The organism is Polyangiaceae bacterium (assembly GCA_020633235.1).
Taxonomy (GTDB): domain Bacteria; phylum Myxococcota_A; class Polyangia; order Polyangiales; family Polyangiaceae; genus JACKEA01.
Window position 1 is genome coordinate 15,597 of record JACKEA010000001.1, and the last position, 18,889, is coordinate 34,485.

Annotated in this window: 20 protein-coding genes; 8 read left to right on the top strand and 12 right to left on the bottom strand. The window is 68.1% G+C overall.

Going from position 1 to position 18,889, the window contains the following annotated elements:
- Window positions 1–323: 323 nt before the first annotated feature.
- Together H6717_00070 and H6717_00075 are read right to left on the bottom strand one after the other, a co-directional pair.
- Complete coding sequence (locus tag H6717_00070) at window positions 324–782, bottom strand: hypothetical protein (protein MCB9575406.1); 459 nt, start codon at window positions 780–782, stop codon at window positions 324–326.
- Window positions 783–1,017: 235 nt separating this feature from the next.
- Window positions 1,018–1,311: a hypothetical protein gene (locus tag H6717_00075; protein MCB9575407.1), complete on the bottom strand. Its 294-nt coding sequence runs from the start codon at window positions 1,309–1,311 to the stop codon at window positions 1,018–1,020.
- A gap of 117 nt (window positions 1,312–1,428) precedes the next feature.
- On the opposite strand from H6717_00075, the gene H6717_00080 reads away from it, so the two are divergent.
- Window positions 1,429–3,858, top strand: coding sequence for a trypsin-like peptidase domain-containing protein (locus H6717_00080; GenBank protein MCB9575408.1), 2,430 nt, complete (start codon window positions 1,429–1,431; stop codon window positions 3,856–3,858).
- A 1-nt stretch (window position 3,859) separates the two neighbouring features.
- On the opposite strand, the gene H6717_00085 is transcribed toward H6717_00080, so the two are convergent.
- Window positions 3,860–4,078, bottom strand: a complete 219-nt coding sequence (locus H6717_00085; protein MCB9575409.1) for a hypothetical protein — start codon at window positions 4,076–4,078, stop codon at window positions 3,860–3,862.
- A 109-nt stretch (window positions 4,079–4,187) separates the two neighbouring features.
- On the opposite strand from H6717_00085, the gene H6717_00090 reads away from it, so the two are divergent.
- Window positions 4,188–4,985, top strand: a complete 798-nt coding sequence (locus H6717_00090; protein ID MCB9575410.1) for a DUF1223 domain-containing protein — start codon at window positions 4,188–4,190, stop codon at window positions 4,983–4,985.
- Between the two features lie 80 nt (window positions 4,986–5,065).
- Entirely contained in the window at window positions 5,066–5,350 is a 285-nt protein-coding gene (locus H6717_00095) for a hypothetical protein (GenBank protein MCB9575411.1), read from the top strand.
- A 98-nt stretch (window positions 5,351–5,448) separates the two neighbouring features.
- On the opposite strand, the gene H6717_00100 is transcribed toward H6717_00095, so the two are convergent.
- Complete coding sequence (locus H6717_00100) at window positions 5,449–6,084, bottom strand: TetR/AcrR family transcriptional regulator (GenBank protein ID MCB9575412.1); 636 nt, start codon at window positions 6,082–6,084, stop codon at window positions 5,449–5,451.
- A 73-nt stretch (window positions 6,085–6,157) separates the two neighbouring features.
- Here H6717_00100 and H6717_00105 point away from each other — a divergent pair, with 73 nt between their 5' ends.
- From H6717_00105 to H6717_00120, 4 genes are read left to right on the top strand one after another with little or no spacing between them, the layout of a single operon-like run.
- Window positions 6,158–7,204 (top strand): HlyD family efflux transporter periplasmic adaptor subunit, encoded by a 1,047-nt coding sequence (locus H6717_00105; protein ID MCB9575413.1) that lies wholly within the window; start codon window positions 6,158–6,160, stop codon window positions 7,202–7,204.
- On the top strand, window positions 7,188–9,023 hold the full coding sequence (locus H6717_00110) for an ABC transporter ATP-binding protein (protein ID MCB9575414.1): 1,836 nt from the start codon (window positions 7,188–7,190) through the stop codon (window positions 9,021–9,023). The genes H6717_00105 and H6717_00110 overlap by 17 nt, the downstream gene beginning before the upstream one ends.
- Window positions 9,020–10,150: an ABC transporter permease gene (locus tag H6717_00115; GenBank protein ID MCB9575415.1), complete on the top strand. Its 1,131-nt coding sequence runs from the start codon at window positions 9,020–9,022 to the stop codon at window positions 10,148–10,150. Before H6717_00110 ends, H6717_00115 begins: the two co-directional genes overlap by 4 nt.
- On the top strand, window positions 10,147–11,256 hold the full coding sequence (locus tag H6717_00120) for an ABC transporter permease (GenBank protein ID MCB9575416.1): 1,110 nt from the start codon (window positions 10,147–10,149) through the stop codon (window positions 11,254–11,256). The genes H6717_00115 and H6717_00120 overlap by 4 nt, the downstream gene beginning before the upstream one ends.
- Window positions 11,257–11,330: 74 nt before the next feature.
- Here H6717_00120 and H6717_00125 read toward each other — a convergent pair whose 3' ends face one another.
- From H6717_00125 to H6717_00160, 8 genes are all read right to left on the bottom strand, one after another.
- Window positions 11,331–11,645: a hypothetical protein gene (locus H6717_00125; protein ID MCB9575417.1), complete on the bottom strand. Its 315-nt coding sequence runs from the start codon at window positions 11,643–11,645 to the stop codon at window positions 11,331–11,333.
- Between the two features lie 3 nt (window positions 11,646–11,648).
- On the bottom strand, window positions 11,649–13,226 hold the full coding sequence (locus H6717_00130; GenBank protein MCB9575418.1) for a GMC family oxidoreductase: 1,578 nt from the start codon (window positions 13,224–13,226) through the stop codon (window positions 11,649–11,651).
- Window positions 13,223–13,765, bottom strand: coding sequence for a hypothetical protein (locus H6717_00135; GenBank protein ID MCB9575419.1), 543 nt, complete (start codon window positions 13,763–13,765; stop codon window positions 13,223–13,225). Before H6717_00135 ends, H6717_00130 begins: the two co-directional genes overlap by 4 nt.
- Before the next feature lie 133 nt (window positions 13,766–13,898).
- A complete protein-coding gene (locus H6717_00140; protein MCB9575420.1) occupies window positions 13,899–14,855 on the bottom strand; it encodes a threonylcarbamoyl-AMP synthase in 957 nt (318 codons plus the stop codon).
- Window positions 14,852–15,538 carry a dethiobiotin synthase gene (bioD, locus tag H6717_00145; GenBank protein ID MCB9575421.1) on the bottom strand — a complete coding sequence of 229 codons (687 nt, stop codon included), beginning with the start codon at window positions 15,536–15,538 and terminating at the stop codon, window positions 14,852–14,854. The genes H6717_00140 and bioD overlap by 4 nt, the downstream gene beginning before the upstream one ends.
- A 51-nt stretch (window positions 15,539–15,589) precedes the next feature.
- Window positions 15,590–15,946, bottom strand: coding sequence for a hypothetical protein (locus tag H6717_00150; GenBank protein MCB9575422.1), 357 nt, complete (start codon window positions 15,944–15,946; stop codon window positions 15,590–15,592).
- Window positions 15,947–16,095: 149 nt separating this feature from the next.
- The gene (locus tag H6717_00155) at window positions 16,096–16,698 is read right to left on the bottom strand and encodes a hypothetical protein (protein ID MCB9575423.1); all 603 of its coding nucleotides are present in this window, start codon (window positions 16,696–16,698) and stop codon (window positions 16,096–16,098) included.
- A 63-nt stretch (window positions 16,699–16,761) separates the two neighbouring features.
- Window positions 16,762–17,541, bottom strand: a complete 780-nt coding sequence (locus tag H6717_00160; protein ID MCB9575424.1) for a sigma-70 family RNA polymerase sigma factor — start codon at window positions 17,539–17,541, stop codon at window positions 16,762–16,764.
- A 154-nt stretch (window positions 17,542–17,695) separates the two neighbouring features.
- On the opposite strand from H6717_00160, the gene H6717_00165 reads away from it, so the two are divergent.
- The gene (locus H6717_00165) at window positions 17,696–18,889 is read left to right on the top strand and encodes a serine/threonine protein kinase (GenBank protein ID MCB9575425.1); all 1,194 of its coding nucleotides are present in this window, start codon (window positions 17,696–17,698) and stop codon (window positions 18,887–18,889) included.

The following is an 18,889-nucleotide window of genomic DNA, read 5'->3' on the forward strand; positions in this document are numbered from 1 at the left end:
GGGTTTGGATGTGTTGGAGCAACACGAAGTGACGCGCTTTGTGTGGCGCTGACATCAAGTCCTATACCGGCCAGCGGGCCGATGGCTCGGCGTTGCTGAGCTGCGATGAGAGCTGGGAGGGGAGGGCGACAAGGGGGGACGGTGGTGAGATGGCTGGCCGTCGGTGGCACTGGAGAGGGGAAGCGGGGAGGGCATGCGCCCATTCGATCACAGTGAACGGCGGGAGCTCGAAGCACCCGAGTCCGCACACTTGATCAGGGTTCTACGCGCTCATCGTCCGTTCAGCCAATTTTCGGGCAGGCTGGCGCGCGCGGGATGCCGCCTCATTGAGCGGGACGCCAGCCGCCTTCGCCAAGCTCCAGAACATAGCGGCCACCGGCCCGCAGGCCGAGGCTGCCCACGTGCTGCTCCCGACCGTCCCGCGCCACGGCGCGCACATCGAACCGGCCTGGACCAGGTACCGGGACCCGGACGCTCCCGCCCACCTCCAGGGCTGACTTGACCAACAGGTCTCGACCCCAGAGCGCCGCCTGCTCGGGACTGTCGTCGTGAAAGGCCTCCCGGCCCGCGCGATCCACGTCCGCGCTCTTGGCCAAGAACAGGTTGTTCACGATCGCACTCGTACCGTTCTTCACTTCCAGCTGGATGGGGCCGCTTCCGCTGGGTGTGCCGAGCGTCTTCAGGCGAGAGCTGGGACCGCTCGCGCATGCGCCGAGCAACAAGAAAGCGGAGAGCAGGATCATGCGTCGCGAGCAACGACGCGCACTCACTATCGACGCCATACACCGAGAGTACTGCAAACGCGATCGGACGGAGCGAACAAACGATCCGCGCTCATGATGTGCGTCGCTGCCCCAGCGCGATCCATTTTTTCCTCCGCGTTACGGAGGACTGCGCGTCACTCCGGCGAGAACGCGTGCGCGCGGAGTAGATCTCGAGCAATCGCGACACGGATCTGGATCGAGCGCAGTCTTCGATCGCGCGGACGATGTGGGTCGACGGGAAACAGCAGGGTGATCAGCGTCGTTGCGCAGCCGGTGCTCGCACGGCCCACACTACGGCAAAGGGCGCGTCGAGCTCGAAGTGGGAGTCGGCGCCCATGATGAGACATACGCTGCAGTCCAATGCGCCGGTGATTCGTCGCGCACGCTCGAAGCCGCGAGAGCAATGGGGGCGTGGCCAGGGCCGGCCCGGGTACCAATGCTCGATCGAGGGCAGCACCTGAGCCCGGAGCAGCGTCTCGAGGGCCGGCGGCGGCGCTCCGGTATCCCACGGTGTCTCACCCTGGGCCCGTCGGCTTTCCCAAGTCATTCCAGGAGTCTGGAGCGTCGATGCCCGGCGTCACCGGGGCACCGGACAACGCTGGCGATCCGGGCTAGATCGGAACGTGAGCGTTCGGCGGTGGCTCCGAGCGCGAGGAGCTGATCCATGTTTGTCTCGAGTTCTGCTCGCCGCATCCTTTCCCTCGCGGCGATGCTCGCGGTCGTCGGCTGTGGCTCGAAGCCCAAGAGCGCCGTCAACACGCCCCAGCAAAACGGCGGCAAGACCGCTACCGCCAAGAAGGAAGGCGACGGCGCGCAAGCCATTCCGAAGGGCGAGCGCGTGCCGAGCCCCAAGCTCATCGATCGCCGCGCGCGGACGGCGGTGGCGCCGGACACGCTGGGTCTGGTGAAGTCCGCGGCGCCACCTCCAAAGTCCGATGCGGAGGTCTACCGCGCCGTGGCGCCGGCCACCGTCATCGTGCGGGTGCCCGGTGGCCTCGGCTCCGGGGTGATCCTCGATCCTGCCGGCTGGGTGCTCACGAACCACCACGTGATCGCGCACGGGGAGACGCAAGACTTCCAGACCAAGGTCACCGTCATGCTCGGCCAGATGAGCAAGAAGGACGGCGGCATGGTGCGTCAGAAGAAGACCTACGAAGCCTACGTCTACAAGGCGGACAAACTCCGGGACCTGGCGCTGATCAAGATCTCCGATCCCCCCAAGGGGCTCCCCTTCGTGCGCTTGGCCGCCAAGAACCCGGTGCCCGGTCAGCGCGTGATCGCCATCGGACATGCCGGCGCGGGAATGCTGTGGGCCATCAAGAGCGGCGAGATTTCCGCCCTGGGCAAGCTCAGCGAGCAGCTGGCCACCTTGGCGTCCTTCAAGGACGACGCCGCGGGGCGGGAAGCGGCGACCAGCTTCAAGAAGTACCTCGACGATCGCAATCTCGGTCTGGTGATTCAGTCCACCTGCAACATCTTGCCGGGCGACAGCGGCGGCCCGCTGGTCACCCAGAGCGGAGAGCTGGTGGGCATCAACGCCTTTTCCAATCGCGACGCCACCACCGGTGGCCTGCTCTCGTTCCACATCCATCGCGGTGAAATCGCGAAGTTCATCAAGGACAAGCCCAAGAAGGCGGCGCGCTTGATTCCCGATCCCTGGAAGGACGGCGGCGGTGACGCCAGCTACGAAGATGCGGATCTGGACGGTCGGGTCGACGCGCTGCTGCTCCAGGGCCGGCGGCCGTGCAGCTACTGTCCGCGCCAGAGCGCGGCCGTGTTCATCGACGTGGACGAGGACAGCTACAAGGGTAAGAGCGCGTTGCCTGCCCTTTCGGACGTGTTCGAGAAGCACCAGTTCGACGCCGAGCTCGTGTACCTGCAGGTCGAGCGGGACGCGTACCTCTGGTACGACACGGACAACGACGGACGCTTCGACCTCTTGCTCGTGGATCCGGGAACCACGGGGCGCAGCAGCGCGGCGTACCGCATAGAGAAGGATGGAGACCTGAAGAAAGACACCTCTTTGGGTATCGGTCGCGTGGTGCGACCGAGCTTGCTCAGCACGGCGGACTTACGACCGCGCTTGGCACGCATCGCGCGGGCCGCGTTTCCGGATCGCTACGTGGAAGCCAGCGCCAACCTGGGGGAGACGCTGCCCGAGCCCGTGGGTCAGACCGGCACCGGCTACACCGCGGACATGGATCACGACGGAAAGAAGGACGCCGTGCGTATCGAGACGGCGTTCAGCACGCGCCTGATCTTGGACGTGGACGAGGGCAGCGTGCCGAGCCTGTCCGCCAGCGTGACTGCCGACAAGCTCGGCAGCTCCTTCGACCCCGAGGTGAGCATCGTGAGCCAGAGCACGCACATGTGGGTCTGGTACGACACGGACGACGACGGCCGCTTCGATCTCGTGCTGCACTCACCCGGCTCTCGCCTGTACGTGGCAGCGGACGCCTGGAGCGTGGACGCGAGTGGCAAGAAGACGGCGCGCTTGGATCAGGTGGGGCGCAAGCTGATCCGCCCGGGACTGCTCCAGAACGCCACCATGGCCTCGCGCATGAAGACCATGGTGGAGAAGAGCTTCCTCTCCATCATGAGCGCGACGGATGAAGGCATCTCGTCCTTCCCGGATCCGATCAAGGACCATCGCGGCGCCGGGTACGAGCTCTTGGACGTGAAGGCCGCGAAGAAGTCCGTGGTCGTGATCAGCGCCCAGGGCAGCGACGGCTACCTCGTGGATCTGGACGAGAACAGTCTGAAGAACAAGAACGTCAAGAAGCTCGACATCGGCAAGCTGGTGAGCTCCGGGAAGTTCGATGCGGAGTTCGCTTACTTCCAGCGCAACGGCTTGGCTTGGGCCTTCTATGACACCGACAACGATGGCAGCTACGACATCGTGCTGTACACGGCGGACCCGCGCGCCGGCAAAGCCAGCCATGGTTTCCGCGTCGACAAGAGTGGCAAGGTGAGCCTGGATGCGACGCTGGCCGGCACCAACCTGGTCACGCACTCCCTGTTCAAGAAGAAGCGTGACCAGGACAAGCTCGAAAAGCTGGGCAAGCAGCTCTTCGGCGACAAGGCGCTGGAGTGAGCTACTGCAGACGCGCCGCCAGCAGCAGCGTCTGAATCAAGAGGAACGCCATGATCGGGAACAACAGCCAGATGTAACGATTCTGGCTTTCCCGGCCGGCGATCATCAGCTCTCGAATCTCCTTCAGAAGCGCCACCACTTCGTCGTCGGCGCGAGAAGCGGCCGGTGCGGCCTTCTTGCTTTCCGACTTCTCCTCTTCGCGCTCCTCGTCATCAGCCACGGCATTCCTCCGGGATAGGGGCTCGAAAAACCGCCCGAGCGCTCGGGATCTTCGCCGGCTTTCCCTCGTACTGCAACTATCCGGTGGCGGCTGGCATATGCCTCGGGTGATGACACGCTGGCTCTTGGTTTTCGCGGTGGTTTTCGCGGCTAGCTGCTCTCGCGGCAACACAGCGGCGCCGGGAGCAACCTCCGCCACGCCGGGTCCACCAGCCCCCGCAGCGCTACCCGCGCCGGCGAAACGCTCGACGCCCTTTGCCGTGGTGGAGCTGTTCACGTCGGAAGGCTGCTCTAGCTGTCCCCCCGCGGACGAGAACCTGTCGGCGATTGCGGCGAAGGCGAGACCGGGTGTGTACGCCTTGTCCTTCCACGTCGACTACTGGAACGACTTGGGCTGGCGGGATCCCTACAGCGCCGCCGCCTACTCCGAACGACAGCGGCGCTACGCCGACAAGCTCGATGGTCATCGTGTCTACACGCCACAGCTGATCGTGAACGGTACCGATCAGATGGTGGGCTCGGATCGAGCTGCCTCACGGCGCGCGATCGATCGCGCCCTGGAAGCGCCGGTCACCGAGGAGCTCGGGATAGAGCCGGTGAGCACGCGCGACGGAAAGCTCCGCGTGCGCTGGCATGCGAGCGCTGCCCAGGGGCTCTTGCTGTCCCTCGCAGTGGTGCAGAGCCAGGGAGAAAAGGCGGTGACGCGTGGCGAAAACGCCGGGCGCACGCTGTCCCATGCAAATGTGGTGCACGCATTCCAGAGTCGGCGAATGCAGGAGCGCGACGGTGCGTCGGAAATTGCCATCGGCGCGGATGTGATTCGGGAACGCGCTTGGCTGATCGGCTATCTGCAGCGCGAGAGCGACCTTCGCGTAGTGGCGGCGGCCGCGGAGCCCCTCGATTCTTGAGATGTCGCGACGCGTTGCACGCGACGCGTCACGCATCCATGCGTGGCAAGCGCTGTCACGAGTGATAAACCTGATCCCGCATGTCGGAGCACGCACCTCATAGTCGGCGTGGTGGCGCCGATAGCTACGACCTGTTCGCGGAGAGCGCGACGCTCACGCCCGCCAAACGCGACAGCGACTCATGGAAGCTCATGCTCGGCGTCGCTCTGCTGACGTTGACCGGAACGATCATCGGATTCGCGTTGAGCGGCGTCGCTGGCGGTTTGTTGGGCGGGGGTCTTGCGCTGGCAGCCACCGGCGTGCTCCTCGGAGTGAGCACGCTGGTGATGGGCTGGCTCCGCGCCGTGAACGAACGCATCCCCTGAACGCGACGGGGCTCGCGCCGAACCAACAAAGGAAGACGTCTGCTCGGGAGCAGGAGCTTGTCGCTGCGCCGCGGAAACACCGCGGTCCGTCGCACTGCTCAGCGCGGACGTAGGCCGTCCACCAAGAGCGACACGATGCGCTCGATCTCGTCGTCGTCCACGTTGTCCTTCTCGAGACCGAGCACGTAGCGCACGATGGCGTAGCCGACCGTCACGGAGACCAGCGTGCGCGCGACGGTCTTGAGCGGCAGGTCCGTGCGCAGCTCTCCGCGGGTCATCAGGTCTTGGACGGCGGCGAGGGCGTCGGGCGCAATGTTCTTCTCGAAGGCCTGGCCGAAGGTCTTCAGCAGCTCCGGGCGCAGCAAGAGCTCATGGGCAATGAGCTTGAGCTTCTTGGGGTGGGCGCGCACCAGAGCCAGGCGGTCTTGCATCAGCGCTCGAAGGACCTGCGCCAAGCTCTTGCCCGGCTGCTCGAGGACGCCCTGAACCCGCGCAAACACGCCGGGCTCCACCAACAGCAAGACCGACGGGCGCAAGGTGCGAGCCAAGAGCTCCTTCTTCGTCTTGAACTGAGCGAAGAGGGTCTTTTCCGCCACCTTGGCCCGGGCCGCGATGGAGGCGGTGGAGGCGCCGGCGAAGCCTTTCTCGGAGAAGACCTCCAGTGCAGCGGTCAGGATCTTGCGCTGGGTCTCGGTCAGGACCTCGTCGTCTGCGGGGGCCTCGGTGGTGGACATCAGGAAGGCACCTTGACACGGGTCCAAGTCCGAGGCAAGTAAGTACTTACTTACCAGCGCCGAGGACCTCGCCATGAAGAAACCTCTCGCCATCATCCTCACTCTCGCCGTGATCTTCGCGGCCCTCCTGGGCTGGCGCATCCACGCCCAGAGCGAGCAAGCGCAGGCGCCTTCGGGCGGCTCGGCCACCGTGGAGGGGGTCGAGTCCGTCGTCGGTGCGCGGATTTCGGGGCGCGTGAAAGAGGTGCTTGCGCACGAAGGGGACCGCGTGAAGCGCGGGCAAACGCTGGTCCGCATCGATTGTCGCGACAACCAAGCGACTCTGAACGTCGCCATCGCGCGCAAGGAAGCCGCCGAGGCGCAGGTCGGCGTGTACGAGGCACAGCACGGTTCGGCCAGCGACTCCGCCAAGGTGGCGCGTGCTCAGGCTGCCGCCGTGCGGGCTCAGGCCAAGGTGCTCGAAGTGCAGAAGCAACAGTCGGCGCGCGACCGCCAGCGCGCGGAAGCTCTCGCGTCGCGAGGGGCGATCCCCGGCGTGGAGCTCGAGCACAGCACCACGCATCTCGAAGGACTGGATCAACAGCTGAAGGTCGCGTCCGCTCAGGGCACGGCGGCGGAGCTCGGTGCGCGCGCCTCGAAGTCGAGCGTGAAGGTCGTGGACGCCAGCCTCGCCGTGGCCCAGGCGCAGGTCGCCGCCAGCAAAGCGGACGTGGAGCGCGCGAAGATCGCCGTCGCGGAGTGCGAGATCACCGCGCCCAGCGACGGCATCGTCACGGGTCGGTTGGTGGAGCCGGGCGCCGTCGTGGGCCCTGGTTCTCGGCTGATGGTCACGGTTGCGGTGGATCCCGCCAAGGTCACCTTCTTTCTCCCGGACGCGGAGCTGTCCCGCGCCTCCATCGGCGCTCCGGCGAGCGTGCGGGTGGATGCCTATCCCGATCGCGTGTTCAAGGGCACCGTGAGCCGCGTGGCGGCGGAAGCGGAGTTCACCCCGCGCAACGTGCAGACCCGGGAGGACCGCGACCGCCTGGTGTACGAAGTCGAGGTGCGGGTGGAAAACCACGAGGGCCTGTTGCGGCCGGGCATGCCGGGCGACGTGTCCCTCGATGGTACGGAACGATGACCGCGCTTCTGGAGGCGAGCCACGTCGAAAAGTCCTTCGGCGCTACGGCGGCACTGCGCGACGTCAGCGTCTGCGTAGAGCCGGGCGAGCTCGTGGGTCTGGTGGGTCCCGACGGAGCCGGCAAGACGACGCTGCTCCGAGCCATGACCGGGCTCGTGGACGTGGACGCCGGCCAGGCGCGCGTGGACGGCGTACCCTGGACCGACGCGCCCGGGGACGCGCGGGAGCGGCTGGGCTACATGCCGCAGCAGTTCGGCCTGTACGCGGATCTTTCCGTCGACGAGAACCTGCACTTCTTTGCGGATCTCTTTGGTCTCGGAAAGAAGCAGTTTTTGGAGCGACGAGAGCAGCTGCTTTCCCTGACGCGGCTGGAAGAGGCTCACGACCGACCGGCGGGCGCGCTCTCGGGTGGCATGTACAAGAAGCTCGCCGTGGCGTGCGCCCTGTTGCACCGACCCAAGGTGCTGGTGCTGGACGAGCCCACCAACGGCGTGGACCCCGTCAGCCGTCGCGAGCTGTGGGAGCTGCTCTACGAGTTCGTGCGCGAAGGCATGGGCGTGTTGCTCGCGACTCCGTACATGGACGAAGCGGCGCGGGCCAGCCGCGTCGCGCTGCTCGCGTCCGGCAGCGTGATCGCCGATGGCGAACCGACGCGACTGGTTCAGGACTTCGAGCACGTCGTGCTCGACGTCTCGGTGAACGACCGCCGCGCCGTGGACACGCTGTTGGACGAGGCACCGGGAGTCTTGGCCACCACGCCCGCAGGGCCGCGGCTGCGAGCCGTGGTGCAGCAGAACGCAGCGGCGGACGTGTCGGCGGCCCTCGAAGCGGCGGGCGCTGCCGTGCGGCGCGTGCCACCGGACTTCGAGGACCTGTACCTCGCTCGGGTGAGGTCGTCGTGAGCCCGGTGATCGAGGTCAGCGAGCTCGGCAAGCGCTTCGGTGATTTCCAGGCCGTGCGGGGCGTCTCCTTCCAGGTGCAGCCCGGGGAAATCTTCGGCTACCTGGGGGCCAACGGGGCAGGGAAGTCCACCACCATCCGCATCTTGTGCGGGCTGATGGCGCCTTCTTCCGGGAAGGCAACCGTCGCGGGGCACGACGTGGGCAGCGACCCGGGCTCCGTGCGCATGTCCGTCGGCTACATGTCCCAGAAGTTCTCCCTGTATCCCGATCTGACCGCGATCGAGAACATGGACTTCTTCGGCGGCGCGTACCACATGCCCCGTGCGCGGCGGCTCGAGCGCGCGCGCACGCTGCTGGACGAAGTGGGTCTCACGCCGGATGCGGAGACCTCCGTGAGCGCGCTCCCCGGTGGCAAGCGGCAGCGGCTGGCGCTGGCGACGGCGCTCCTGCATCAACCGCGCATCGTGTACTTGGACGAGCCGACGGCGGGGGTGGATCCCGGCGCGCGGCGGAACTTCTGGCGCATCATCCGCAAGCTGTCGGACACGGGCACCACCGTCTTCGTCACCACCCACTACATGGACGAAGCGGAGTACTGCCACCGCGTCGGGCTGATGGTCGCCGGCAAGCTCGTGGCTCTCGACACCCCCGCGGCGCTCAAGAAGACCCATGTGGTCGGCACGCTGCTCGCGGTTCGCGGCAAGGGCCTGCGGGCAGACGCCCTCGCCGCCCTCCCGGGGGTGATCGACGTCGTGCCCTTTGGTGCCGGGCTCCACGTGCGCGGGGAGGGCATCACCGACGGCGCGATCCGAGCGGAGCTCGAGCGCCACGGCGCCACCGGCGTTCATGTGGAGCGCACCGAGCCGACGCTGGAAGACGTGTTCCTGGCCGTCACCACCCAGAAGGACGCCGCATGAACGCCGCGCGCGGAGCAAAGCGGGTGTGGGCCATCGCCAAGAAGGAGGTGATGCACATCCGCCGGGATCCGTGGACGTTCTGGTTTGCGTTGGGCATGCCGGTGCTGCTCTTGGTGTTGTTCGGCTACGCCGTGTCCTTCGACATCGATCACATTCCCGTGGTCGTCGTCGATCAAGACCGCACGCCGGCCAGCCGCGAGCTCGTGCGCCACCTGTTCACGGGCCAGACCTTCCGTCGCGAGGCCGACGTGGACGATGCCGTCGCCGCGGAGGCGGCGTTTCGCCGGGGAGAAGCGCGCTTGGCGGTCGTGATCCCGCCGGACTACGGCGTGCACGTGGCCCGCGGTGGGCGCGCAGAGGTGCAGCTCCTCATCGACGCCGCCGACAACCAGACGGCGGGTAACGTGCTCTCCTACACCGGGCGCTTTGGTGCGGCGACGAACGCGCGCTTCCTGCGGGAGCAGGCCTTCGCCCAGCCGAGCACCGTGGAAGCGCGGGTGCGGGCGCTGTTCAACCCCGGGCTGAAGTCCGCGCTGTTCCTGGTGCCGGGCTTGATCGCGATGATCCAGAGCATGATGGCGGTGTTGCTCACGGCCCTCACGGTGGCTCGGGAGTGGGAGCGCGGCAGCATGGAGCAGCTGTTTTCCACGCCGGTCAGCCGCCTTCAGATCGTGCTCGGCAAGCTGCTGCCGTACTTCGCGGTGGCCCTCGCCCAGCTGGCCCTGGTGCTGGGCGCGGCCACCTGGCTCTTCGACGTACCTCTCAGAGGATCCCTGCTGGGCTTCGTAGGCGTGTCCTGCTTGTTCCTGCTCGCGATGCTGGGTCAGGGCTTGCTCATCAGCGTGGTGACCAAGAACCAGCAGGTGGCCACGCAGGTGGGGGCAGTGAGCTCGATGCTCCCGGCCATGCTGCTCTCCGGCTTCATCTTGCCCATCGACAACATGCCGATCCCGCTTCAGTACTTCACGCGGGTGATCCCGGCGCGCTACTTCGTGCACGCTTCCCGGGCACTGCTGCTGCGTGGCGCAGGGCTCGACGTCGTTTCGGGCGACGCCTTGGCGCTCGCCATCTTCTCCACGGTCATGATCTTGCTGTGCGTGGCTCGCTTCAAACGGAGGATCGCATGAGGGGTGCGTTCATCACCTTCGCCGCCGTCGTGCGCAAGGAGCTGTTACAAGCCACGCGGGATCGCCGCATGGTGTTCATGCTGCTGGTGGCGCCGCTGATTCAGATCATCGTGTTCGGCTTCGCCGCCAATCTCTCCTTCGAGCACGCCGACACGGTCTTGGTGGACCAAGACAAGACGGCCGAGAGCCGCGCCTTCCGCGACGAGCTCGCCGCCGAGGGGACTTTCCGGGTCAGCGAGGTGGAATCCGTCGCCGAAGCGCAGGCGGAGGTCGTGGCTGGCCGTGCTCAGCTGGCGGTGGTCCTGCCGCACGGCTTCGGGCGCCGCTTGAACGCCGGGGAGCACGTGCAGATCCAAGCGCTGATGGACGGTTCCGATCCTGCGCGGGGCGTGCAAGCCGGCTACGCCATCGAAGCCTATGCCGCGACGCGCGCGCCCCCGACCATGCCCGCCGTCGGCGTCCCGCATCTGATCTTGGTGCCGCGCCTGCTCTACAACCCCGGGCTCAAGGGCCGCATCTTCATGGTGCCCGGCACGGCGGCGTCCATTCTGATCGTGATCACCACCATCGTCACAGCCATGGGTCTCACTCGGGAGCGGGAGACCGGAACGCTGGAGCAGCTGTTGGTCACGCCCATCGAACCCATGGTGCTGATGGTCGGCAAGATCGTGCCCTACGCGATCTTCGGACTGATCGACGCCACCTTCATTCTGGTGGTGGGCAACATCTTGTTCGACGTACCCATGCGCGGGCCGCTGTTGCTCGCCTTCACCGGCGTGGGCTTGTACTTGGTGACCACGCTGGGGACCGGCCTCGTGATCTCCACGTTGGCGCGCACGCAACAGCAGGCGCTGATGGCAGGCTTCTTCTTCCTGCTGCCGGCCATCTTGCTCTCCGGCTTCATGACGCCGGTGGACGCCATGCCGGCCTGGATCCGTCCGCTTACCTACGTGAACCCGATGCGTTGGTTCCTGGAGATCTGGCGCACCGTGCTGCTCCGTGGCGGGCGCTTCGCCGACGTGTTGCCGCAGCTGGGCGCGCTTTCCGTGATCGCGGCGGCGGTGATGGCCATCGCGACGGTGCGCTTCCGTCGCTCTTTGGGTTGATATTGTCGCTGCGGCGCGGAACCTCGTTTCCGCGCTGCAACGACATGAATCGTAAACCGAAGGCTCCGCCGGGGTCAGGAGACGTCCGTCAGCTGGAAGTACAGCGTGCGGCGTGCGCCGCACTGCGGGCACCGAGTGGTGACCACCCGCAGGCGCGCGCCATCGATGGTGCGGGCGTCGTGGTCCACTGCGCGCACGGCCTCGCCGCAACGAAGGCAGGGCTCGTTCTCCGCGCGCGGCTCCACTTGCGAGGCGCTGCTCACCGTGAGCGGTCGGCGCGGGCTGCCTCCCGCTTCCAGGCGCGCGAGCTTCTCGCGTTGGTCGCCGAGCTTTTGCAGGACGCGGTCGCGCTCTCGGCGGAGCGTGCGGGCGCGTTTCTTCTTGGCCATGCGTTACCCGAGGAGCGAGTGCACGTGACCGGCGGCGACGGCGGAAAACGCCATGATGGTGAGGCTCGGATCCACGCTGGGTGGGCTCGGTAGCACGCTGGGATCGGAAACGAACAAATTGTCCGTGCCGTGGACGCGGTGATCGAAGCCCACGACGGAGTCGTCCTCTCGCGCGCCCATGCGGGCGCCGCCGCCGGGGTGCGGCGCTGCGAAGACATTGCGCGCAGGCTTGATGCTGACGGCGGCCACGGCGGCGTCGATGTCCCTTTCGGAGTGGATGCGGGTGTCCTCGACGTCGCCGAACAGGACCTCCCGCGCGCCGACGGCGAAGAGCAGGCGCGCCTGCTTTTTCCAGGCGTCGCGGATGCGTTCGCCATTACCGCCGCCCAGCGGCACGTGCACGCGCCGACGATCGCCGTCGAGGTAGACCACGCCTTCTTCGACGTCGTCAATCCAGCTGATGGTGCCGCCCAGGCGCGGCAAGTCGTGCATCAGCTCCGTGTGCGCGGCGCCGAAGCCGGGCAAGGTGGCCGCCAACAGGCCCGGGTGCAGCTGGTTCGCCATCAACAGGTAGCCGCCTTCGCGGTAGCGGCTGCGTGCGGGCTTACCGAACACGCGCTCCGGGCCCGCGTAGCGCGCACGGCGAAACTCCTCCACGCCCCAAGCCGCGGGGATGTTGCGCCACTGGATGATGTCCTCGGAAAAGCGCGCGTGCAGCATGGGGCACGGATTGCAGAAGAAGTGATGCCCGATGGCCGGCAGTCGAGTGGGCAGCTCCTGACGCAATAGGAAGCCGGGCGTGGAGAAGCCGCCGGCCGCCACCACGAACGCGCGAGCGGCGATGGTGACAGTGGGGCCGGCGGGCAGGCCACGGGCGCGATCCAGCACGCGTGCGTGGAGGGCGCGGACGCGGCGACCGTCGAAGGAGAGCCGCTCGGCGCGGGTGTCGGCGAAGAGCCGCGCCCCCGCCGCCAGCGCTCGCGGCAGATAGGTCACGAGCTGGCTCTGCTTGGCGTCGTAGGCGCAGCCTTGCATGCAGTGGCCGCTGGCGCGGCACGCCTTGCGCGCCTGCGGCACGCGGGCCACGTGCCAACCGAGGCGGGTGGCGCCCTCGTGGAGCAGCTGGTTCATGCGATTGACGTACGGATCGGTGGCCGGGTGCACCGACAGATCCCGTTCGATGCTCTCGAAGTGCGGCAAGAGCGTGGCGGCGTCGTGTCCCGTGAGGCCGAACTCGTCCTGCCACTGCTGCAAGCGGTCCGGTGGAGTGCGGTAGCTGTCCGCCCAGTAGTGCACACTGGCTCCGCCCACGTTGTTTCCGTAGGTCATGGCGATGCCGCCGTCGTCGGAGGTGGACAGGCCGCGGCCGCCGTCGATCTTGGCCAGCATGTCCACCTCGCGCTGATCGAAGTCCGCCTTGGTGTAGTAGCCGCCCTGCTCCAGGATCACGACGGAGCGGCCGGCTTCGGCGAGGCGCGACGCCAGGCTGGCGGCCCCGCAACCGCTGCCAACGATGCACACGTCCGCGCTCTCGCTCACGTCGCTACTGGTGGCGAGGTCGGGCCACTGGCGGACGGTCATGCGCGCTCCTTCAAGAGCTTTTGGTAGGCCAAGGCGCTGGCCGGTGGCTTCCGCTCCTTGATCCAAGGGCCGTCGTAGCCGATGGCGTCCCACACCGCGTCGGTGGAGTAGTAGAGGATCTGCGCCATCTGCTTCAGGCCGCTGACGGCCTGCACGAACACCTCGCGCTTCGAACGCAGCATGCGAGTGAGGAGCTCTTGCCGCGCCGTGCGGCCCAGCCGTGTGAAGCGCCCGAGCACTCCGAACAGTGGCGGCGAGTGCTCGATGAGCAAGAGCGCCGCGCGCAAGTCCGCCTGCAGCCCGGGCTCCGCCGCCCACACCTGTTCGTCCATGCCCTGCACCACGCCCAGAGCCACGCCGTCGGGCAAGAGCGCGTCCACCACCGCCTTGGCGATGCAGTACTCCTTCACTCCGAGACCGATGGCGGCTTCTCCGGGCGCCAGCGCGTAGCCCGACGTTAGCCAGCGGAATGCGCCCACGCCGCCGAGCAGCAGGGCGCCGCCCGCGCCGAGCTGGAACAGTCGTCGGCGCGACCACATGGCTCCCGCCCGCCTACCCCCTCCGGAATCCTCCACGAGGGGCTCACCGCCCCTCGTACTCCCCGACGCGACTCCCTTTACTCCCCCCGGGCTCGCTCCGCTCGCTGTTCTCGAGTCTCGACGCATTGGGCTCTCAAGGCCTCCGAGGGCCGGCCGCGCGGCGCAAGCGATCCGCGATGGCGAGGCCGAGGCCCGTCTCCGCGGGGAGCGACGCGAGGATCACGTCGCTCGTTGCGTCGAGCTCTCGCAGCGCGGCGTACAACAGGCGCGCGGCGTCTTCGTTGCTTTGGGGCAGGCACAGCGCGTGGATGCCGGGGGTGAGGTTCGACAGCGGCGCGCGGCATAGCACGCCCACGCGCGCTCCCGCTTCAGCGCGGCGGTTCGCTTCGACCTCGAGGCCCGCGTCGGCCACCAGCACGACGCGGGCCTGCGGCGCGTAGTGCGACTCTAGCGTGCCCGGCGCGCGCACCTCTGCGGAGGCCGTGACGGCCACCGCGGCGCCCACCACGCCTTCCAGCGCTTCGCGCGAGACGCCGCCGGGGCGCAGGATCACCGGAGCGCCGCGGGACACGTCCACGATGGTGGACTCCACGCCCACGCCGCAAGGGCCGCCGTCGAGGACGAACACGCTGTCGCCGAATTCGTCGCGCACGTGCGCTGCCGTGGTGGGGCTCACGTTGCCGAAGCGATTTGCGCTGGGTGCCGCGATGGCCGAGCCGAATGCGGCGAGTAGCTCCAGCGCGACGGGGTGCGACGGCACGCGCACCGCGACGGTCTCGAGGCCGCCGGTGACCGCGAGGGGCACGCGCGGACTGCGAGCGAGCACCAGCGTCAGGGGACCGGGCCAGAACTTCTCCGCCAAGTGGCGGGCGACGTCCGGGACGTCGGCGACCCAATCGCCGAGCCAGCTGGCCGCGCCGAGATGCGCGATCAGTGGGTGATCCGTGGGGCGTCCCTTGGCCGCAAAGATCTTCGCAACGGCCGCGGCGCTCTGGGCGTCCGCGCCGAGGCCGTACACCGTTTCCGTGGGGAATGCGACCAGCTCGCCGGCGCGGAGCAGCTCGCACGCGCGCGCGATCCCGTCCGTCATGCGCCGAACAGCTCCTTGGGGTCGAGCCCGGCGGCGACGATCTCGTCGGCCAGGGCGTCGTCGTCCGCATCGGGACGGAACGCGAGGGGGCCGAACACCGGTGCGCGCAGGAGCTCCCCGAGCTGCCGCCGGTGATCGAGACCCGGCGGCTCTGCCGCAACGGGCTGGAGGACGATGCCTTGCACCGCGACGCCGCGACGCTCGAGGGCCTCCACCGTGAGCAGCGTGTGGTTCACCGTGCCGAGAGCGTCCCGCGCCACGATCAACGCCGGAAGGCCGAGGCGCGCGACCAGATCCGCGAAGGTGCCGTCAGCGCCAAAGGGAACCAACGCGCCGCCGGCGCCTTCCAGCAGCAGCGACGGACACAGCGCCCGCGCCGCCTCGACGTGCAGAGCGAGCTCCGTGAAGGACAGCGTGCGCCCGACGGCCCGTGCCGCCTCTGCCGGTGACGCGGGTAGCTCGAAGCGCAGCGGTGCGACGCGGGAGAGCTCCACGTTGGCTGCCCGTGCCAGCGCCACGCCATCTTCCGGCACCAGCTCCCCCGCCTTGTGAATGCACCCGGTCTCCACGAGCTTGAGGGGGGCTACGGAAACGCCGCGCCGCAGCGCTGCGCGCAAGAGCGCCCGCCCCACCCGCGTCTTTCCGACGCCGGTATCCGTTCCCGTGATGGCGATGCTCGACACGCCGCCCATCGTAGTGCCCCATCCGAAAGCGGCAATGCCTAGGAGCGGCGCTCACGTCCCGGCGTCACCGCCGCTGCTGTTGCTGGGGCACTCCGCCGGCGTTCCCAGGCGCTCGTTGGTGACAGTGGCGCCGGAGAACGCGCAGTTCGCGCTGCAGGCGCCGCTCACGGCGGCGCACTTGTGACCCGAGCAGCTCCGCGTGGTCCCCCCAGGCTGTCCATCGCACTCACACACGACGCACAGGCAGTCGTCCGCTCCCAAGCAGGTTTCCCCCGGCTGCTTCAGGGTGCCGGACGAGCTGCCTCCGCTGCCCCCGTCCTTGCCGCTCTGACTCGAGTCGTCACTGCTGCTGCAGGCTGCCAGGGACAGGGCCAGCGTCAAGGCAATCGATAGCGACAGGGATCTCATGGGGCGTTCCTCCTCCGTCAGAGTACGCCGCGAGGCCCCGCAGCCTTCCGTGGTGGTGTCGCCGCCACGAACTTTTGCATTTGTTTTTCTGGTTCGGCGCGAAGACCTCGCGGCGCGAGCTTCCGCGCCGGACCAGAAAAAAGATCGGACTATTGCACGCAGTAGGTGCCGCTGGCGTTGCCCACTTCCTCGCAGTTCCAGAAGTCCGGGCAGTCCGTGAAGCTGGAGCAGATCTTCGAGCAGTAGCCGAAGGCCGAGCCGCTCTTGAACAGGCAGATGTTGGAGTTGCAGTCGCCGTCGCCCTGACACTCGTCGCCGACGTTGCCGCCGCCGGTGCTGGAGCCGCCGCCCGAGCCCGGGCCGCCGCCGGTGCTGGAGCCGCCGCCGGAGCCGCTGTTGCCGCCGGACCAACCCCCGTGGCTGCCGCAGGCGTCGGTGCAGGTGACCTGCTCCGAGGCGCAGCAACCGTTGTCGCAGAACGTGGAGTTGACGATGCTGGAGTCGGCGCAGTGGCACACGATGTTGGGGCAACCGTCGTTGCACGAGGTGCAGGAGCTGCCACCGCCGGAGCTGGCGTTGCCGCTGCCGCCATTGTTGCCGCCGCCGTTGTTGCCGCCGCCGTTGTTGCCGCCGCCGTTGTTGCCGCCGCCGTTGTTGCCGCCGCCGGAGCCGTTGCCGCCCCCACTGCCGGAAGAGCAGGCGATGAGGCCCGCCGCGAGCAGTGTCGATAGAACCAAGCCAATGCGATGCATGGGAATTTCTCCTTCCACCGCATGGACGCGTCCCCCCGGAGGCTGTCGCAAAAAAAGTTCGGCTCAGCCGTCCTGGCTGCCGAGCAGGCGGGTGACGCTGGCGTCCAGCTGACTGCCGATGATGCGGATCACGCTCTGGATCTCCGGTGCCGGCAGGCTCAGTCGCTGGCTGAGCTCGGTCACGGTGCCGTCGAACAGGTCCTCCCGTGCCCGGGCGAGCCAGCGGGCGGCGGTGGCGCGATGTACGCCGTACAGGGCGCCAATGGCGTCGATGCCGAGATCGTCGATGAGCTGGTGGCGGAGCAGGTTGCGCTGCCGGGGCTCCAGCTGGGCGATGGCCATCTCGAAGGCGGCCTTGAACTCCTCGCCGTAGCGGGCCTTGAGCGAGAGGAGCTCGGGATCCGAGTCGTTCACCAGCTCTTCCAGGTCGGGCTCCGAGCGGCGCGTCCGCGCGTCCGCACGTCGCGCCAGGGCCACCACCTCGCGAGCTGCGATGATGCGCACGAAGCCGCGCAGGCTGCCCTTGCCGGTGTACTGCGCGAGCTTGCCCGGGCCGCCGTCAGGCCCGACCAGCAGCTTTTGACGAGTGGTCTGCAGCGCGTCGTCGAGGCTGGCGCTTCCCACCTCGAAGCGAGCCAGCGTGCTCCTCAAGCCGCTGATGCACTGCTCTTCCAGTCGATCCACGGCGCCTGGCACGCCCAGCAGCGCGGCGCGCGCCAGCCAGATGTCCGCTGCGGGAGCGTCTCCGTCGGCAGCGGCCATCGCCTTGTCGAATTCCTCTGCGGGCAGGTCGATGTCCGGATGGGCCGCACGCGCCTCGGCGATCAGCTGTTCCGACACCATTGTCCGACCGTAGCCCGTTCCCCGCGCGCTGCGGATGCGCGAGCATAACTGTCCGTAATCATTGACTGCTCGGCCTCGCCCCGACCCCGCGGCGGTGGCGTGCTATTCCCGCGCCGGAAATATGGGACTCGGTGGGCAACAGCCGGGCGACGTGGTGGCCGACAGGTTCCGCCTCGTTCGGAAGCTCGGTGCCGGCGGCATGGGAGCGGTGTGGCACGCCACGCACGTCGTCACCGGACGCACGGCCGCGCTGAAGTTCCTTCACGCCGGTCGCCATGCGGACGCGAATGCCCGCGCTCGACTGCTGCGCGAAGCGCGCGCCGCGGGCGCCGTGGAGCATCCCGCCGTGGTGCCGGTTCACGACGTGATCGAGGTCGACGGCGCTCCGGTGCTGGTGATGGACTTGCTCGAGGGTGAGTCGCTGCGGGAGCGGTTGGATCGCGAGGGCCGGCTGTCCGCGCGGGCCGCCGTGGACGTGGCACTGTCCGTGCTCGGGGTGCTGAGCGCGGCGCACGAGAAGGGCATCGTGCACCGCGACTTGAAGCCGGAGAACGTGTTCCTGTCCGCAGATGGAATCCATGTGTTGGACTTCGGTATCGCAAAGATCACTCGCACGGACGGGCTTCAGGGCCTTTCCACCGCCACCGGTGCGCTCTTGGGCACGCCGCACTACATGGCGCCGGAGCAGGCATTCGGCGAGAAAGACGTCGACGGACGCGCGGACCTGTGGGCCCTCGGCGTGCTGCTGTACGAGTGCTTGAGCGGCACGCGCCCCATCGAGGGCGACAACCTCGGTCAGATCTTGCGGGCGATGACGGAATGCAAGAGCACCCCGCTGCTCGAGGTGGCGCCGGAAGTGGATCCGGAGCTTGCCAAGGTGGTGGACGGCCTGTTGGTGGAGCGCTCCGAGCGGCCCAGCGATGCGGCCCTGGTAAGCGCCAGCCTGCAAGCGCTGGCGGGTACCCTCAGCGGGACGGTGCGCGTCTCACCGAAGCCCAAGGCGCGAGGGGCGGAAGCGACGACGGCGGAGCCCGTCACTCGCGAGGCGCCGCGCTCGAGGTCGCGCGGCGGCTACGTGATTGGGGCGGTGGCCGTGGCCCTCGGTGCATGGGTCGTTTTTCCGCGTGCGCCACGAGCCCATTCCCTCGGGCGCGGTCTCGGCCAGGTGACCGTGGCGGCGGTGAGCGCAGCGACGGTGAAGAGCGAAGTGCCCGAGCCGCCGGTGGAGCCGAAGGCCGTTGTTCCCCGGGTGTTTCGCCGCGTCGTGCAACCGAAGGCGCCGCCGTCCGCCGAGCCTCCCGAACAGCCGGCACGGCCCGACAAGCTCATCAACGAGCCGCCCTTTTGA

Excerpts from the sequence above, each read along its gene's own strand:
- H6717_00070 (MCB9575406.1), bottom strand. The coding sequence starts at position 782 with ATGGCGTCGATAGTGAGTGCGCGTCGTTGCTCGCGACGCATGATCCTG.
- H6717_00110 (MCB9575414.1), top strand. The coding sequence starts at position 7,188 with ATGGTACGGAACGATGACCGCGCTTCTGGAGGCGAGCCACGTCGAAAA.
- H6717_00095 (MCB9575411.1), top strand. The coding sequence starts at position 5,066 with ATGTCGGAGCACGCACCTCATAGTCGGCGTGGTGGCGCCGATAGCTAC.
- H6717_00125 (MCB9575417.1), bottom strand. The coding sequence starts at position 11,645 with ATGGCCAAGAAGAAACGCGCCCGCACGCTCCGCCGAGAGCGCGACCGC.
- H6717_00075 (MCB9575407.1), bottom strand. The coding sequence starts at position 1,311 with ATGACTTGGGAAAGCCGACGGGCCCAGGGTGAGACACCGTGGGATACC.
- H6717_00160 (MCB9575424.1), bottom strand. The coding sequence starts at position 17,541 with ATGGTGTCGGAACAGCTGATCGCCGAGGCGCGTGCGGCCCATCCGGAC.
- H6717_00115 (MCB9575415.1), top strand. The coding sequence starts at position 9,020 with ATGAACGCCGCGCGCGGAGCAAAGCGGGTGTGGGCCATCGCCAAGAAG.
- H6717_00090 (MCB9575410.1), top strand. The coding sequence starts at position 4,188 with ATGACACGCTGGCTCTTGGTTTTCGCGGTGGTTTTCGCGGCTAGCTGC.
- H6717_00100 (MCB9575412.1), bottom strand. The coding sequence starts at position 6,084 with ATGTCCACCACCGAGGCCCCCGCAGACGACGAGGTCCTGACCGAGACC.
- H6717_00140 (MCB9575420.1), bottom strand. The coding sequence starts at position 14,855 with ATGACGGACGGGATCGCGCGCGCGTGCGAGCTGCTCCGCGCCGGCGAG.
- H6717_00150 (MCB9575422.1), bottom strand. The coding sequence starts at position 15,946 with ATGAGATCCCTGTCGCTATCGATTGCCTTGACGCTGGCCCTGTCCCTG.
- H6717_00155 (MCB9575423.1), bottom strand. The coding sequence starts at position 16,698 with ATGCATCGCATTGGCTTGGTTCTATCGACACTGCTCGCGGCGGGCCTC.
- H6717_00130 (MCB9575418.1), bottom strand. The coding sequence starts at position 13,226 with ATGACCGTCCGCCAGTGGCCCGACCTCGCCACCAGTAGCGACGTGAGC.
- H6717_00080 (MCB9575408.1), top strand. The coding sequence starts at position 1,429 with ATGTTTGTCTCGAGTTCTGCTCGCCGCATCCTTTCCCTCGCGGCGATG.
- H6717_00120 (MCB9575416.1), top strand. The coding sequence starts at position 10,147 with ATGAGGGGTGCGTTCATCACCTTCGCCGCCGTCGTGCGCAAGGAGCTG.
- H6717_00135 (MCB9575419.1), bottom strand. The coding sequence starts at position 13,765 with ATGTGGTCGCGCCGACGACTGTTCCAGCTCGGCGCGGGCGGCGCCCTG.
- H6717_00105 (MCB9575413.1), top strand. The coding sequence starts at position 6,158 with ATGAAGAAACCTCTCGCCATCATCCTCACTCTCGCCGTGATCTTCGCG.